The following is a 16,197-nucleotide window of genomic DNA, read 5'->3' on the forward strand; positions in this document are numbered from 1 at the left end:
GAACTCCGGCGACGGATCAGATCGGCCACCAGAGCCGTCCAGCCGGTTTGGTGGTGGAGCCCGGACGCCGTTGCCGCCGTGGAAGTACTCGCTGAAGGTGATCTGCTGGCGCCGGTCCAGGTCGTGCAGCGGGGTCACCGTGTCGATGCCCGGCTGACCCGTGCGCAGTGAAATGTGGTCTTGACACATTGGAATTCTGGACGTCTTATGACAACGTTGTCACCATCCTCCTGGAGTCATCATGGTCGATTCACCGTCCGTGTCCCGACGGGCTCTTCTCGGCGCTGGCGGCGGGCTGCTAGCCTCCGTCGCACTGCCGATGGGTGCGGCCCGCGCCGCCTCGTCCGGTCCGGGCGCTGCCACCACCGAGTTGGCTCTGCACCGGCCCGTCACGGCGTCCTCCACCGCGTACGCCCCGGCGCAGCCGTCCTTCGTCGTCGACCGTCTGCCGCAGGCCGGCGTGCGGGGCTCCGGATGGCGGGCCGGCGGCAGCGACCCGCAGTGGATCGCCGTGGATCTGCAGGCCGTCTGCGAGATCTCGTCGGTCACGCTGACGTTCGAGGCGACCCTCGCCGACGGGCCGTTCGACGGCAACTACGGCGAGGCCGACGGCGACGAGATCCTTTCCAGCGCCGCCACGGCGTACAAGGTCGAGACCAGTCTGGACGGGAAGTCCTGGGCGGTGGCGCACGAGACCGCCGAAGGCGCTGGTGGCGTCCAGCAGATCGCTCTCGCCGCGCCGGTGCGGGCGCGGCACGTGCGACTGACCGTGCTGAAGCAGCACAACACCAACCCGGCCGGCCTCAACGGCTTCCAGGTGTACGGGCGCCCGCTCGGCCCCCGGCCGCGGGCGCTGGGCTGGACCGATTGGGCCGGTGGCAACACCAGGCCCGCGCCCGCGCTGAGCGTCGCCAAGGACGGGACGGTGCCGCTGGAGTCGGGCTGGGCCCTGACGATCGACGACTTCGCCGACTCGGACCTGCGCGACTGGGTTCCGGCCACCGTCCCCGGCACGGTCCTGGCCAGCCTGGTCGAGCAGGGTCACCTGCCCGACCCGGTCGGCGGCTTCGAGAACCTGCACGTTCCGGAGGCGCTCTCGCGGCACGAGTGGTGGTACCGCCGCGACCTGAAGCTGCCGCGCGGCTTCGACGCCTCGCGCCGCGTCTGGCTGGAGTTCGACGGCGTCAATCACGCCGCCACCACATGGGTCAACGGCGTCGAGGTGGGCACCGTGACGCACCCGTTCGCGCGGGCCACCTTCGACATCACCGCGGCGCTGAAGGGCCACACCCAGCACACCGTCAAGGTGAAGATCTCCCCGATGCCGCACCCGGGCACCCCCGGCGACAAATCGCTGAACAGCTGGACGTTCCTCGGCGGCGGCTCGATCTTCAAGGACTCGCCGACCTATCTCGCCGTGTCCGGCTGGGACTGGATGCCGGCCGTCCGCGACCGCGCGTCGGGAATCTGGAACCACGTACGGCTACGTAGCACCGGCGACATCGTCATCGGCGACCTGCGCGTCGTCACCAAGGTGCCGGATACCCGTACCGCCGAAATCACCGTGACCGTCCCGGTGCGCAACGTGGCCGCCACGGCGACCACGGTGACGCTGAAGGCGTCGCTCGGCGTGACCAAGACCGTGACCGTCCCGGCCGGCGCGAGCACCGACGTCACGCTCGGCACCGTGCGCGTCCGTGACCCGAAGTTGTGGTGGCCCAACGGCTACGGCGAGCCGCACCTGCACGACCTCACGGTGACCGCCACCGTCGGCCGCGCGGTGAGTGACACTCGCAAGATCCGATACGGCATCCGCGAGTTCTCGTACGAGTCGCACCTGCCCGTGGTGATCAGCCCGGCCACCAAGCCGCCGCTGAACTTCCAGGACGGCAAAGCGTCGCAGACCGTCACCTTCGACCGGCAGCACAAGCGCTACGTCCGGATCCAGGCCGGCGCCCGCGCCACCGGCTGGGGCGTGTCGATGTGGTCCCTTTCGGTCGCCGACGGTGACGGCGCCGACCTGGCTCTGAACAAGACCGCCACGGCGTCGTCGGCCAGGGACGGCACGAGCCCGGCCGCGGTGGTCGACGGTGACACGGGCACCCGGTGGAGCTCCGAGTACCGCGACAACGAGTGGATCCAGGTCGACCTCGGCGCGGCGGCCGACTTCGACCGGGTGACGATCCTGTGGGAGCAGGCGTTCGCCCTGAACTACCGCGTGCAGGTCGCCGACGGCGAGAACGGCCCGTGGACCGACGTGAAGGCGGTCGACAACGAGACACCGCCCGGCAACACCGGCCGCCAGGTCGTCGCGGTGCCGGGCGCCAGCGGCCGCTACGTCCGCGTCCAGGCGGGCAAGCGGGCCACGGACTGGGGTGTGTCGATGTGGACCCTTTCGGTACTCGCCGGCGGCACCGACCTGGCTCGCGGCAAGACGGCGACGGCCTCGACGAGCGACTCGTCCAACCCGCCGGGCAACGCGACCGACGGCAATCCGCGGACGCGGTGGGCTTCCGACTCGGCCGACAACCAGTGGATCCAGGTCGACCTGGGCGCGGTCACCACCTTCGACCAGGTGCAGATCGACTGGGAGCAGGCGTACGCCCGAGACTTCGTCATCCAAGCGTCTGACGACGGCTCGGCCTTCAGGGACGTCAAGGCGGTCGACAACCGCGCGACCGAGCTGAAGATCAGCGTGAACGGCGTGCCGGTGTTCTGCCGCGGCGGCAACTGGGGCTGGGACGAGCTGCTGCGGCGCACCCAGCCGCACCTGCTGCGCGAGGCGGTGGCGATGCACCGCGACATGAACTTCACGATGATCCGCAACTGGATCGGCAGCAGCACCCGCGAGGAGCTCTTCGCCGCCTGCGACGAGTACGGCATCCTGGTGTGGAACGACTTCTGGGAGGCCGGCCCGTTCATCGAGGAGTCGGCCACCTACGACGCGATCGTCGCCGACACCATCCGGCGGTACCGGCACCACCCGAGCATCGCCGTGTGGTGCGGGGCGAACGAGCAGTTCCCGCCGGCCGCGATCGACGCCGGCCTGCGCAAGGCGGTGGCCGAGCTCGACCCGGAGATCGTCTACGTGCCGTCGTCGAACGCGGGCATCGTGAGCGGCTCCGGCCCGTGGCACTGGATCGACCCGGTCACCTATCCGGACCCGAACATCTACAAGAACGGGACGCTCGGCTTCCACACCGAGATCGGCATGCCGGTGGTGCCGCACCCGGAGACCATGCGCAATCTCGCCGGCGACCAGCCCGCGTGGCCGATCTCCGAGGTCTGGGGCTACCACGACTGGGCGCTGATCGGCAACCAGCGCGTGGGCGGCTACCAGCAGGCCATCGAGGACCGGCTCGGCGTCGCGTCCTCGCTGGAGGAGTTCACCGCCCGCGCCCAGTTCGTCAACTACGAGAACCACCGTGCCATGTTCGAGGCGTGGAACTCGTCGCTGTTCGACAACGCGTCCGGGCTGTTGCTGTGGATGTCGCACCCCGCTTGGTACAGCACGGTGTGGCAGACGTACGACTACGACCTGGACGTCAACGGCGCGTACTACGGGGCTCGTAAGAGTTGCGCGCCGCGTCACGTGCAGGCCGACCCGGGCACGTGGCGTGTCCGGGCGGTCAACCACACTCCGCAGCCGTTGACGAACGTCACGGTCACGGCCCGTGCCTACGACCTGTCCGGTCGGCCGCTCGGCGCCGCCCAGAAGCAGACCCTGTCGGTTGCCGCCTCGGCGACGACCCCCGCTTTCACAGTGTCCGCACCCCAGGGTCAACCACTTCATCTCGTACGGCTGGAGATGCGCACCGCCAAGGGGGAGCTCCTTTCGGAGAACACCTATTGGAGGTACACGAAGCCGTCCGACATGCGAGCGTTGTCATCGATGTCGCGCACCAGGCTCGACGTGCGCACGACATCGGCGGGCGGCGGCGTCACGGCGACGGTCACCAACCGCGGCCAGGCGGTGGCGGCGCTGATCCGGGTCGCCCTGCGCGACTGCAAGGGCGAGCGGGTCCTGCCGGCCGAGTACACCGACAACTACTTCTGGCTGCTCCCCGGTGAAACCCGCAAGGTCGGCATCACGTGGCCGTCCCGGCTGGGCCGCCCGCGCGGCCTGAAGGTGACCGCTGAGGCGTACAACTCCTGAGAAAGCCCCGCGGCCGGCGTCACCCCCCACGACGCCGGCCGCGGCCGTCAGGCCTCAGGGCATCAGCGGGGGCCCGACGATCTGGATGCCGTGGCCGGCGGCGACACGGGTCAACTCCTCCGGTGACAGAGGCGCGGTGTCCGCGGCGTACTCCGGCGCCACGCCGACCTCGGTCACGAACCGGTCGAAGCCGGAGGGTGTGTGGACGGTCAGGAAGCGGGCCTCGGAAGAGGTGACGACGAAGCCGTGGGCGAGTCCGCGCGGCAGCAGGGCGAGGCCGCCGGAACCGACGCTGCGGACGTCGCCGCCGACCTCCACCCGCAACGTCCCGTCCAGGACGAGGAAGGTCTCCTCGTCGTTGTCGTGCAGGTGCACAGGCGAGCCGTAGCCACGGCCGCCGGTGTGCTCGAGGATCGCGAATCCGCCGTCGGTGTCCGTCGCACCCAGCCGCGTACGCACGAGTCCACCCAGGAACTCGACGAGCGGCTGGGTGCTCGGGTCGGTGATGACAGGCTTCGCGAAGGAGCCGGTTACATAGGTCATGCATGCGACTTCAGCGCACGGCTGTCGCCCGATCCAAGGATTCCGCGAGAAGGTGCGATCCACGATGTGCTCCGGGGCAAGGAGCGGCGCCGGCCGGCCCGCGCACAGCGCCCAGGAGCAAACCGGATTGCCCGTGGGGGAACAGCCTCAGCGGATGGTGGGAAGCGGTGATGATGCGGTGGTTGACTGCCGCCCATGCAGGCCGTCCTGCCACCCTCACGGGTGGAGCTTCCATGACCGAGCGTTTCTCCTCTTCCCCGCAGGCCCTGATCGGCCGGGTCGCTGAGCAGGACCGGCTCACCGGTCTGCTGAACGATGTCCGCGCCGCGGGCACAGCAGTGCTGGTGGAAGGTGCGGCCGGCATCGGCAAGACGGCGCTGGTGCGGACGGCGGCCGAATCGGCGCGGGCGCTCGGCTTCCAGGAGCTGGCGGCGCGAGGGGCTCGGGGCGCGGAGAAGGTGGGGTACAGCGGGCTTCATCAGTTGCTGCATCCGGTGCTGGGCCGCGCCGTCGCCCTGCCCGACCGGCAGCGGTCGGCCCTCATGATCGCCTTCGGGCGCGAGGACGGGCCGGCGCCCGATCGGCTGCTGATCAGCCTGGCGACGCTGGGTCTGCTCGAAGAGGTCGCCTCGATCGGTCCGCTCCTGGCCGTGGTCGACGATCTGCACTGGCTCGACCGGTCCAGCGCCGACGTCGTCTCCTTCCTCGGCCGGCGCCTGGACGACGCCCCCGTGCTGCTGCTGGCCACCACCCGTGGTGAGCCCTACCCCGACCGGGCCCGCTCGTTCCCGCACCAGATGTCCCTGTCGGCTCTGCCGCCGCCGCAGGCGATGCAGCTTCTGCGGCGGCGAGCGCCGCAGCTGCAGCCTCGGGTGCGGCAGCGGATCCTGGAGCTGTCCGCCGGCAACCCGTTGGCGTTGTACGAGCTTCCCGCCGTCCTCGGCGAGACCAATCCCGTCGACGGTGTGCCCATGACCGACCGCTTGGAGCAGGCGTTCCTCGCCGAGGCGGCGGAGCTGCCGCAGGCCGTGCGGGAGGCGCTGCTGGTCGCTGCGGCCGACCAGGACGCCCCGGCCGATGAACTGGTCGGCGCCATCGGCCGCCTCGGCTCGACCGGGACCGATCTGACCCTGGCCGAGCGGGCCGGCCTGCTCACCGTCGAGCAGGGCCGAGCGGTCTTCCGGCACCCGCTGGTGGCTTCCGCGGTCTACGGCGCCGCGTCGTCGTTGAGCCGGTCTCGGGCACATCGGGCGCTGGCGGCGGTCGCCACCGATTCGCGCCGGGCGGCCTGGCATCAGGCGTCCGCGACGCCCGGCTGGGACGAGAAGGTCGCCGCCCGCCTGGAGGACACCGGGCTCGCCGATCAGCGCCACGGCGCGAACCCCGAGGCGATGAACGCGTTCCGGCGGGCGGCCGAGCTCTCACCCGCACCCGGCGATCGGATGCGGCGGCTCCGGCACGCCGCCGAAGCGGCCCGGCGCGGGGGTCTCACCGCCGAGGCCGTCGAGATTCTGCGAGAGGCGTTGCCGCAGGCCACCGAGCCCGCCGACGTGTTGGCGCTCGCCCGCACCGAGTGGTTGCTGAGCATGACCTCGGGCGTGCCGGGCCGCAGCGCTCTGGAGCTGGTCGAGCTGGCTCGCCGCGAGAACGGCCCCGGCCAGGTGGAGGTCCTGCTCTGGGCGGCGACCAAGGCCTGGGTCTTTCAGGAGCCGAACGAGGTGCGTGTGGCCATCAGCGCCGCCTTCGAGCGGGTCCCGGCCGCGGACCGCGGTCCGCTCCACGGGGTGGGCTTGACGCTGCTCGACCCGATCCGCAATCTCGCGACGTTCCGGGCCGACCTGCGCCGGCTGACTCCGTGGATCCTCGACCGGCATGCCGAGATCATGAATGTGCTGGCTTTCGCGGCGGAGGGCGTGCAGAACCTCGAGACGGCCGAATGGTGCTGGACGACGGCGGTGGAGCACCACCACATGTCGGGGCGCATCGCCGACGAGGCAGTGACCTTGTGCGGACGGGCCACACCGAGAATGGTGGCCGGCTCGGTACGTGACGGCCTGCAGGACGCGCAGCAGGCGCTGCGGCTCGCCCGCGAGTTCGATCTGCCCATCGTCGGCGCCATGGCCGCCGCCGCGGTGGCCCACGCCCATGCTGTTCTGGGAGCGAACGCTGAGGCACGCTCGGCGCTGGAGCAGATGCGTGAGTTTCCGGGCGGCTCCGAGGTCGCGCGGGTACGCGCGGTGGCCGCATGGGCGACCGGCTTGATCGCGTTGAACGAGGGCCGCCACCCGGAAGCGCTGCAAGCGCTGGAGGAGGCCTCGGCGAACGAACTGATCGGACTGTGGGCCGGGGCGGACCTCCTGGAGGCGGCGATCGGCGCGCGGCAGCCGCAGGAAGCACGGTCGTGGCTGGAGAAGGTGGCGTTGTACCGCTCCACCGGCCTGCTCGGGCAGGCTTGGGAACGGGCCCAGGCCCAGCTGGCGGACGGAGACGACGCCCGGGAACACTTCCAGGCCGCGATCCATCTCGGCGAGCGCCGAGGCGAAGGGCTGGACCTGGGCCGCACCCGTCTGCTGTTCGGCGGGTGGCTGCGCCGCCGGCGGCAGGTCGCCGAGGCGCGTCTCCAGTTGACCGAGGCTCTGACGCTGCTCCGGGGAGCCGGCGCCCGGGCGTGGGCGGCACGGGCCGAAGCCGAGCTGATCGCGAGTGGTGTCCGTGTGCCGGCTCAGGTCATCGAGGAATCGCGGCCGTCCTTGACCGTGCAGGAGGATCAGATCGCCCACCTGGCGGCGGAGGGGCTGACCGACCGCGAGATCGCCGATCAGCTCCTCCTGTCCCATCGCACGGTGGCCCACGACATGAACCTGATCATCGTGAAGCTGGGCCTGTCGGATCGTTCCGAGCTCGCGGAAACCGCGAACGCCTGCCCAGGGGACGGCGGCTAAGACAGTTGACCGCGGTCGGTCACGCCCCTGTTCGTCGTTCCGTTTCGAACGTCCCGAGGAACGAATTGACCTCGGCCGCGAATTCGGCCGAATATTGGAAGAGGAATCCGTGCCCAGCGTCCGGATAGATCTTCAGCCGCGCGTTCGGAATGTGCTCCGCAAGCAGAAAACTGTTCTTCGTGGGGACCATACGGTCGTTGTCGCCATTCGCCACCAGGACGGGTGCGCTGATCGCCGCGAGGCGGGCGAGCTTCGTCTCGTCCGGCACGCCCCAGGCCGAGATCGCCGTCAGCTGCGCGTCCCGAACGTCCAGGCTCACCGGCACGTCGCGGTCCTCGGTGCGCGACGCCAACCGCTTCAGGAACTGCCATCCGAGGCTTCGGCTGGAGTCGCTGGACTCGAAGAACAGTGTGAGGAACTCTTCCGCCCCGATCGTGTCCGCGGCGGCGATCGCGAGGATGTCCGGCTGATAGACGTGCATGTCGCGGCCACCCTGCGGGCCGGTGCCGGCCAGCACGAGACGGCGAACCTGGTGCGGCCGGATCAGCGCGAGCTCCTGGGCGACGAAGCCGCCGAGCGAGAAGCCCAGGACGTCGTACCGCTTGAGCCCGAGCGCGTCGATGAAGTACGTCAGGTCGCCGGCCATCTCCGCGACCGAGTTCGGCGTCAGCCCGCCGGAACCGCCCACACCGGCGTTGTCGACCAGGATGACCTCGCGGTGCCGGGCGATTTCGTCCACCAGCGCCGGATCCCAATTGTCGAGATTGGCCCGACAGTGGATGAAGCCCAGCATCGGCGGCGCCGAGGTCTCCGTGTTGCCGAAACGCCGGTAGGCGTAAGAGACTCCGTTGCGGCCGGTGACTTCGAGATTCGCGGCGTCTGTCATGCGATTACCATTCTTTTGCACGAGTGGGCGACGGCGACCGCCCCTAAGGGAAACGGTCTCCTCGACCGCCCGGAAAAGGCCTGCTCATGGCTAACATAACCATCGCCGGCGCAAGGGAAAACCGAGGTTGACGCCAGAATTCGATGGGATCGTGCCATGCATCGTGTAGCAGTTCTGGCCCTGGACGGGGTGTACCCGTTCGAACTCGGTATTCCAGCACGCATTCTCGGCGCGGCCGGCGACTACGACGTCGTCACCTGTTCCGTCGGCGGCCGGCCGGTGCGGACCAACGCCGATTTCGACATAGCGGTGAATCACGATGCGCGGGTGCTGCGGAACGCTCAGACCGTCATCATCCCGCCGATCGATCCGCTCCGCCTGACCCGGGCGCTGCCCGGCCCCGTACGCGAGGCGATCGCGTCGATTCCGGCCACGGCGCGCAAAGTCTCGCTCTGCACGGGCGCGTTCGTTCTCGCGGCGGCCTCGCTGCTCGACGGGCCGTCCGCCACCACCCACTGGGAATGCGCCCCGGTGTTCCGCCGGTGGTTTCCCTCGGTGAGCCTCATCCCCGAGGTGCTGTTCGTGGACGAGGGGGACGTGGTGACCTCGGCCGGGGCCGCGGCCGGCGTCGACCTCTGCCTGCACGTCGTCCGCAGCGATCTGGGCGCGGCTGTCGCGAATGATGTCGCTCGCCGCTGCGTCGTCCCGCCTCGGTGCGACGGCGGCCGGCCCTACGCCGACCGGCCGGTCGCGGCCCGTTCCGTCACCGGCCCGACCCGCGAGTGGGCCCACGCGCGACTCGATGAACCCCTGCGCCTGCCGGACCTCGCCGAGCACGCCGGTGTCAGCCTGCGCGGCTTCGTGCGCCACTTCCGGGCCGAGGTCGGGCTCAGCCCCGGAGTGTGGCTTGGTTAGGAACGCGTTTCCCTCGCCAAGCAGCTGCTGGAGACCACTGACTTCGGCATCGAACAGATCGCGCGCAGAGCCGGCTTCGGAACGGGCGCGTCGCTGCGGCAGCACTTCCAGACGCGGGTAGCGGTCTCCCCGTCCGCCTACCGCCGTACCTTCCGCGCCGCCGCTGAGCGCTGATCACCCCAACCTTGTTCCCCGGCGACCTGTCTCGCGTAGGGCGGGCGCCACCTCGGCGCCGAGGCGGTACACGGAATCCCGCACCGCGCCGGCGTCGAGGCCGCCCCAGTCGACGAGGGCCTGGACCCGGTCGAACGGGACCGCGTCGTGCAGCCGGGCCAGCTTCTCGGTGATCTGCTCGCTGGTGCCGATGAACAGATGACCGCCGGGGCGCAGGCCGCCGTCGAAGGCGGCGGCGGAGACCGGGAAGGGCAGGAAGTCGCGGTAGTTCGTGTACGTGTCCCGCGCCTCCCGTTCCGTCGCGGCCGCGAAGAAGTGCACGGCCAGCCCGACCTGAGTGCCGCCGGCGGCCCGGTAGAGGTCGGCGAGCCGGCGCAGGTCGTCGGGGGAACCGCCGATGTAGCCGAGGATCAGCGGCAGTCCGGCCGCGCCGGCCCGCAGCGCGCTGCCGGGGCTGCCGCCCGCGCCGATCCACACCGGCAGGGGGTCCTGCACCGGCCGGGGGACCACGTCGGCGGGCACGAGCGGAGGCCGGTGCCCGCCCGGCCATGGCGTGTCGTCGCCGTCGCACAGGCGCAGCAACAGGTCGAGCCGTTCGGTGAAGGCCTTGTCGTAGCGGCTGAGGTCGACGCCGAAGAGCGCGAACGGGTCCGGGTAGGCACTGCGGCCCACGGTGATCTCGGCCCGGCCGCCGCTGATCAGGTCGACGGTCGCGAAGTCCTGCCAGACCCGCACCGGGTCGTGGACGCTGAGCACGGTGACGGCGCTGGTCAGCCGGATATTCCTGGTGCGGGCCGCCACCGCCGAGAGCACGGGCGCCGGCGACGAGACGAGGAAGTCGGCGCTGTGGTGCTCACCCACGCCGAACACGTCCAGCCCCGCCTCGTCCGCCTGCGCCCCGAGGTCGACGATCTGCTCCATCCGCCGCGCGGGATTCATCCCGCGCGGCAGGTCGGTCAGGGTGGAGACCCCGATCTGGATCGTCATGACCGGGTCGCGGTCTCGTCGTCGACGGTGATCCAGCCGTTGCCCAGGTCGGTCTCGCCGATGTGGTAGTACCGGTCGTCGGCGAGGCGGGTGAACGAGTCGCGCAGCGGCAGGCTGTGCCCGCCCATCGTGATCGTGCCCTCGAAGACGAGCTTGTCGCCCTCCCAGCCCTTCGACCGCTGGGTGGCCCGGCCGCCGTTGCCGTCGAACCACTCGGCCGTGAACTCGCCGGCCTGCTCGTCGTAGCCCCAGATGTAGCGGGCGGTCAGCGGGTCGGGGTTCTGCTCGGTGGCCAGCTCCTCGGTGCGGACCATCGTCCAGTGTTCGCGCTCCTCGCGGGTGCCGGTGATGACCATCTCGATCGGCTTGCCGGCCCCGAACGGGGTGTCGTGGAACCGGCCCTCGGCCTTCCAGGCGCCGATGAAGAAGTCGAGATCGCTGAGTGCCATGGTGCTCTCCATTCGAATTATATGGAAGGGGTCTTCCGTTTCCGTACGCTAACCTAAACGGAAGGGGTCTTCCAAATATTCGGAGGTGTGAGCGGTGGCACGTCGGGCCGACGCCGAGCGCAACCGCGCCCGGATCCTCGAGGCGGCGGCCGAGGTGTTCGGCCAGGCCGGCATCGACGTGCCGATGAGCGAGGTGGCGCGGCGGGCCGGGGTGGGCATCGCGACGGTCATGCGCAACTTCCCGGAGCGCGAGCGGCTCATCGAGGAGACCTTCGCCGGGGCCATGCACGAGTACGCCTTGACGGCGGCCGCCGCGGCCGCGGATCCCGATGCCTGGCACGGATTCCGGAGCTTCCTGGAGTACCTCGTCCGCGTCCAGAGCGGCAGCCGCGGCTTCAACGAGGTGCTCACCACGATGTTCCCGGGCGCCGAGCGGCTCGAGGCCGAACGCCAGGCGGCGCTGCGTGACTTCGTACGCCTCGTCCAGAAGGCCAAAGCGGCCGGGCGCCTGCGGGCCGACTTCTCGCCCCACGACCTGCCGCTGTTCCTGCTCGCCACCTCGAACGTCGCGCGGCTGGGCGACGATGCCGCGACCGACCGCCTCGTCGCCTATCTCCTGCGGGCGTGCGCGGCCGGCCCGGAGGTGCCGCTGCCGCCCGCCACTGAGCCCCGCGACCTGTACCGCGCACTGGAGAGCAGTTCGCGGGGGCGACCGGCGTGACCCTTTGGGCCATGGCTCACCGCCGCTGCTCGGCAGGCGGCGAGAACCGTGGCTGAACTGGAGTCATGCCTGACATCACTCATCAGACCGCGCCGACCCGGTTCGCCGAGGCCGGTGGCGTCTCGTACGCCTACCGCCGGTTCGGATCCGGCGGCGACGTGCCGCTGGTGCTGCTGCAGCACTTCCGCGGCAACCTCGACAACTGGGACCCGTCGCTGACCGACGGTCTCGCCGCCTCCCGCGAGGTCATCCTCGTCGACTACGCCGGCGTCGGATCCTCCACCGGCGAGTTGGCCACCTCGGTCGCGCAGAGCGCCCGCCACATCATCGCCTTCACCGAGGCGCTCGGGCTCGACCGGATCGACCTGCTCGGCTTCTCCCTCGGCGGATTCGTCGCCCAGGAGATCGCCCTCGTCCGGCCCGGCCTCATCCGCAAGCTGGTGCTCGCCGGCACCGGCCCCAAGGGCGCGCCCGGCATGCACGTGTGGCGCGAGGACATCGCCTCGCATGCGCGGGCCAAGGTGAATGACGCCGAGGACCTGCTGTACATCTTCTTCGCCCACACCGAGACCAGTCAGGCGCTCGGCAAGCAGTTCCTCGGCCGCATCTTCACCCGCACCGAGAACCGCGACGAGCCGACCACCGAGGCGGTCCGCGACGCCCAGTTCGACGCCATCATCGAGTGGGGCATCCCTGACCACTCCGCGCTGCAGCGGCTCACCGGCATCACCGCGCCCACGCTGATCCTGCAGGGCGACGACGACCTGATGATCCCCACCAAGGGCAGCTTCACCATGGCCGGGCTCATCCCGGACGCGCGGCTCCGCATCTACCCGGACGCCGCGCACGCCTCCCTGTTCCAGTACCCGGCCGACGCGGCCAAGGACATCAACGACTTCCTCACCGAAGGGGACAAGTGACATGAGCGACCTGCTAGAGGCGATTCTTCAGACGTACGGCGGTCGCGCGGCCTGGGAGGAGGCGCAGCAGATCAGCGCCCGCCAGTTCTTCGGCGGCGTGCTCTGGGCCATGAAGGGGTGGCCCGGCGCGCTCGACGACGTGCAGGTGACCGTGGACCTGCACCGCGAGCACACCCGGCAGGAGCCGTTCTTCGCCGAGGGCCACCACACCAACTTCACCCCGCAGCGGGTGGCGGTGGAGACCGAGGACGGCGAGGTGGTCGAGGAGCTGCCGAACCCGCGCGAGTCATTCGCCGGGCATGTGCTCACGACGCCTTGGACGCAGCTGCAGCTCGCCTACTTCTCCGGGTACGCGATGTGGACGTACACCACCGAGCCGGCCTCTCTGCTGCTGCCCGGAGTCCAGACCGAGGAGATCGACGGCTGGACTGAGGACGGCAAGACGTTCCGGCGCCTGGCCGTCACCTATCCGGACAGCATCGCCACCCACACCCCGCGGCAGGTGCTGTACGTCGACTCGGACGGGCTGATCCGTCGGCGCGACTACACGGTCGACATCGCCGGCCGGGCGCCGAGCGCGCAGTACGCGCTGGACTTCGCCACAGTCGACGGCCTGGTCGTGGCGACCAGCCGGAAGATCTACAGCACGGACGAGAACAACCACAAGGTCGCGGACCCGGTCATCGTCTCGATCGACCTGAAGGACGTCACGGTCAAGTGACCGCGGCGGGGACCCGGTCACGGCGCCGGGTCCCCGACCACCGCGCGCAGCTGAGCGCGGCTGCTGATCTCCAACTTCGGATAGATCTGATAGAGGTACGAGGCGATGGTGCGGCTCGACCGGCGCATGACCGCCCCGATCTGCTTGTTCGTCATGCCCTGAGCGGCCAGCCGCGCGATCCGCAGCTCCTGCGCAGTGAGCACCTCGGCCGCGTCGACCGCCTCGGCGGCGGTGGCGACCCCGGCCGCCCGGAGCTCGGCCGCGGCCATGGCGGCCCACGGGTAGGCGGCGGCGCGGTCGAAGAGGAACCGGGCCTCACCCAGTTGTTCGCGGGCCTTGAGGACCAGGCCGCGGCGGCGCAGCCAGGTTCCGTACGCGAGCAGCGTGCGGCCCAGTTCCAACGGGATCCCGGCTCGCCGGGCGGCTGCGTCCGAGCGCTGGAAGTGCGGTTCGGCCCCCTCCTCGTCGAGCAGGGCCCGCCCCCGGGCCGCCAGCGCCCGCAGCTGGTCCGAGTTCAGAACGCCGGCCGCCATCTCGATCTCGGCCAGCCTCGCCCGCGCGACCCCCACGACCTCCGTCCCACCGGTCTGCTCCCAGCCGACGGCGGCCTCGGCCAGGTCGGCGGCGGCGTTCCAGGCGATGACGCGATGGACCTCGGTGGCGCGCAGGGCGGCGTACGCGTCGGCGAAGCGCCGTTCGCGCAGGGCGAGCAGACCGTCCGCCCAAGCGCCGACGGCCGTGACGAGCGCCGATTGACGGCCGCGATCCGTGGCCTGGGCCGGGTGAGGCGTGCTCCAGGCCCGGGCCAGGGAAAGGGTCGCGGAGGCCAGGGCGCCCAGCACCGGCAACCCCATCCGGTCGGCCAGGTCCCGGGCGCGGGAGGCCTGGGCGGCGGCGTCGTTCAGTTGTCCGTTGAGGATCCGGCTCAGCGGGTGCTCGGCCAGCCGGCGGACCTCGTCGGTGGTGACGGCGCCGGCGTTGGACATGGCGTCGGCCAGCAGGTCCCACGCCTTCGCCGCGGTTGCCGGGTCGTGCAACGTCTCGGCCGTGCGGGCGGCCGCGATCAAAAAGTGGCGGGTCGGCCGGCGCAGCTCCGGAACGTCGGCCAGGACCCGGTCGCGCAGCGCCCCGAGAATGACCGGAAGTCGCCGATGGGCGTCGGCCGCTCCGCCGAGCGGGTCCATCCAGCTGCGGCTCATCGCCAGCACGCCGGTCACCAGCGTCGTCGCCTCGGCGCCGTGCAGGGCACAGTCCACGCTGCGCAGCAGCTCGGCCCGGACGTCGGCGGAGACGTCGTGGGTCCAGGCCATCGAGCCGGCCGCGATGAGCATGCGGGCGGCGGCCTCACGCTCGTAGGGAGACGAAGGGTCGGTGGCCGCCCGCAGCGTCGCACCGATCGTCTCGGCGGCCGAGCGCTCACCCAGGCCGTCGGTCAGCACCAGGATGGAGCGGGTCAGCTCGGCCTGGGCCAGCACACCTCGGGAGGGCGACAGCGTGGTCACCTCGCGGATCAGCCGCCACGCCTCGACGTTGCGGCCGCCCTGGCGGGCCAGCTCGGCCGTGCCGGCCAGGCGGCGGGCACGCTGTTCGGGATGTCCCGAGAGGGCGGCGGCGCGGCGCAGAAACCGCATCGCGTGGCGCAGAGCGTCCTCGCCCGAGGCGCGGACGGCGGCCGCCTCCAGCTTCTCGGCGGCGGCCTCGTCGGCGTCCACGGTCAGGGCCGAACGGTGCCAGGCGGCCCATCCGGGATCGAGCGTGCCGGCGGCCAGCGCCTCGTGGGCCACGCCGCGCTCCGACCAGGTGGCCGCGCCCTGGACGGCCGTGCGGAGCAGCGCCTGGCGGAACCGGAGCCGGTCGCCGTCGACCACGACCAGGCCGGCCCGCTCGGCCGGGTCGAGGTCCTCGGGGCGTAGGCCGGCCCGGGCCGCGGACGACATCAGCTCGCGCAGCGGCTGCTGCTCGGCGCAGGCCAGCAGGACCAGGAAGCGCCAGGTGGCCGGCGGGAGTCCCACGGTCTCGGCGAGCAGGCTGGCCCGGAGCCGGCGGGTCAGGGGCAGCGGGCCGCCGTCGTCGCCCTTCTCCAGGAGCACGCCGGCGAACTCGCGCAGGGCCAGCGGGTTGCCCGCGGCCGCCTCGGCGATCCGGTGGCGGGTGGACGCGGGCAGGGACGGCGCCACCGATGCCAGGAGCTCTTCCGATGCCCGTACGGGCAAAGGGCGCAAGCGGAGCGCCTCGCCCGGCCACGGCAGCGGGAGCCGCGAAGCGGCGACCAGCAGGATCGGCGCGTCCCGGAGACGGCGGGCGACGAAGTCGAGCGTCCCGGCGGTCAGCTCGTCGAGCCATTGCACGTCGTCGACCACGACGGTCACCGGCCGGTCGGCCGCGAGCCGTTCCAGCAGCCGCAGCGTGGCCAGGCCGAGCGAGGGCGGCGGCGCGCCCGCCGGTTCGTCCGGGCCGATGCCGAACAGCGCGCACAGCGCCGACCGCAGCGGCGCCGGTAGGCCGGCGACCCGGTCGAGCACCCCGTGCAGCAGTTCGTGCAGGCCGGCCCCCGGCTCCGCCGGCGAGCAGGGCAGGCCCGAGCAGCGCAGCACCAGATCGCCGCGTTCGCCCGCGCCGGCGGCGACGCGATCGAGCACGGTCGTCTTGCCCGAGCCCGCGTCCCCGCTGACCGTCACCGTCCCCGAGGTTGCGCCGATCATCATGGATCAAGCCTGCTGAGCACCTGGGCAGGCGGGTATAAGTCACGTGACTGAAGGGCGCGAACGGATCCGTGCCTAGGC

Annotated in this window: 12 protein-coding genes; 7 read left to right on the top strand and 5 right to left on the bottom strand. The window is 71.3% G+C overall.

The genetic code is table 11. The features are described 5' to 3' along the window. The first annotated feature begins 319 nt into the window (after positions 1 to 319). Positions 320 to 4,156, top strand: coding sequence for a discoidin domain-containing protein (locus tag CRP55_RS20475; protein ID WP_218854644.1), 3,837 nt, complete (start codon positions 320 to 322; stop codon positions 4,154 to 4,156). A gap of 54 nt (positions 4,157 to 4,210) precedes the next feature. Here the strand turns inward: CRP55_RS20475 and CRP55_RS20480 are convergent, their stop codons facing one another. Next, the gene (locus CRP55_RS20480; RefSeq protein WP_097321717.1) at positions 4,211 to 4,699 is read right to left on the bottom strand and encodes a cupin domain-containing protein; all 489 of its coding nucleotides are present in this window, start codon (positions 4,697 to 4,699) and stop codon (positions 4,211 to 4,213) included. Positions 4,700 to 4,932: 233 nt separating this feature from the next. Here CRP55_RS20480 and CRP55_RS20485 point away from each other — a divergent pair, with 233 nt between their 5' ends. Further along, positions 4,933 to 7,641, top strand: coding sequence for an ATP-binding protein (locus CRP55_RS20485; protein ID WP_179855264.1), 2,709 nt, complete (start codon positions 4,933 to 4,935; stop codon positions 7,639 to 7,641). 19 nt (positions 7,642 to 7,660) lie between these two features. Here CRP55_RS20485 and CRP55_RS20490 read toward each other — a convergent pair whose 3' ends face one another. Then, positions 7,661 to 8,527, bottom strand: coding sequence for an alpha/beta fold hydrolase (locus CRP55_RS20490; RefSeq protein WP_097321719.1), 867 nt, complete (start codon positions 8,525 to 8,527; stop codon positions 7,661 to 7,663). A gap of 156 nt (positions 8,528 to 8,683) precedes the next feature. Between CRP55_RS20490 and CRP55_RS20495 the strand changes: the two genes are divergently transcribed. Both CRP55_RS20495 and CRP55_RS56005 read left to right on the top strand, forming a co-directional pair. Next, positions 8,684 to 9,442 (top strand): GlxA family transcriptional regulator, encoded by a 759-nt coding sequence (locus CRP55_RS20495; protein ID WP_342751555.1) that lies wholly within the window; start codon positions 8,684 to 8,686, stop codon positions 9,440 to 9,442. A 57-nt stretch (positions 9,443 to 9,499) separates the two neighbouring features. Beyond that, entirely contained in the window at positions 9,500 to 9,616 is a 117-nt protein-coding gene (locus tag CRP55_RS56005; RefSeq protein WP_438865804.1) for a hypothetical protein, read from the top strand. On the opposite strand, the gene CRP55_RS20500 is transcribed toward CRP55_RS56005, so the two are convergent. Both CRP55_RS20500 and CRP55_RS20505 read right to left on the bottom strand, forming a co-directional pair. Further along, positions 9,617 to 10,603 (bottom strand): LLM class flavin-dependent oxidoreductase, encoded by a 987-nt coding sequence (locus tag CRP55_RS20500; RefSeq protein ID WP_097321720.1) that lies wholly within the window; start codon positions 10,601 to 10,603, stop codon positions 9,617 to 9,619. Then, the gene (locus CRP55_RS20505; protein ID WP_097321834.1) at positions 10,600 to 11,052 is read right to left on the bottom strand and encodes a hypothetical protein; all 453 of its coding nucleotides are present in this window, start codon (positions 11,050 to 11,052) and stop codon (positions 10,600 to 10,602) included. Before CRP55_RS20505 ends, CRP55_RS20500 begins: the two co-directional genes overlap by 4 nt. Before the next feature lie 94 nt (positions 11,053 to 11,146). Here CRP55_RS20505 and CRP55_RS20510 point away from each other — a divergent pair, with 94 nt between their 5' ends. From CRP55_RS20510 to CRP55_RS20520, 3 genes are all read left to right on the top strand, one after another. Then, positions 11,147 to 11,773, top strand: a complete 627-nt coding sequence (locus CRP55_RS20510) for a TetR/AcrR family transcriptional regulator (protein ID WP_097321721.1) — start codon at positions 11,147 to 11,149, stop codon at positions 11,771 to 11,773. 65 nt (positions 11,774 to 11,838) lie between these two features. Beyond that, positions 11,839 to 12,693, top strand: coding sequence for an alpha/beta fold hydrolase (locus tag CRP55_RS20515; RefSeq protein WP_097321722.1), 855 nt, complete (start codon positions 11,839 to 11,841; stop codon positions 12,691 to 12,693). 1 nt (position 12,694) lies between these two features. Further along, positions 12,695 to 13,414, top strand: a complete 720-nt coding sequence (locus CRP55_RS20520; protein WP_097321723.1) for a hypothetical protein — start codon at positions 12,695 to 12,697, stop codon at positions 13,412 to 13,414. A gap of 17 nt (positions 13,415 to 13,431) precedes the next feature. Here the strand turns inward: CRP55_RS20520 and CRP55_RS20525 are convergent, their stop codons facing one another. Continuing rightward, positions 13,432 to 16,119: a helix-turn-helix transcriptional regulator gene (locus tag CRP55_RS20525; protein ID WP_097321724.1), complete on the bottom strand. Its 2,688-nt coding sequence runs from the start codon at positions 16,117 to 16,119 to the stop codon at positions 13,432 to 13,434. Between the last annotated feature and the right edge of the window lie 78 nt (positions 16,120 to 16,197).

The sequence above is a fragment of the Paractinoplanes atraurantiacus genome (assembly GCF_900215205.1).
Classification (GTDB): Bacteria; Actinomycetota; Actinomycetes; order Mycobacteriales; family Micromonosporaceae; genus Actinoplanes; species Actinoplanes atraurantiacus.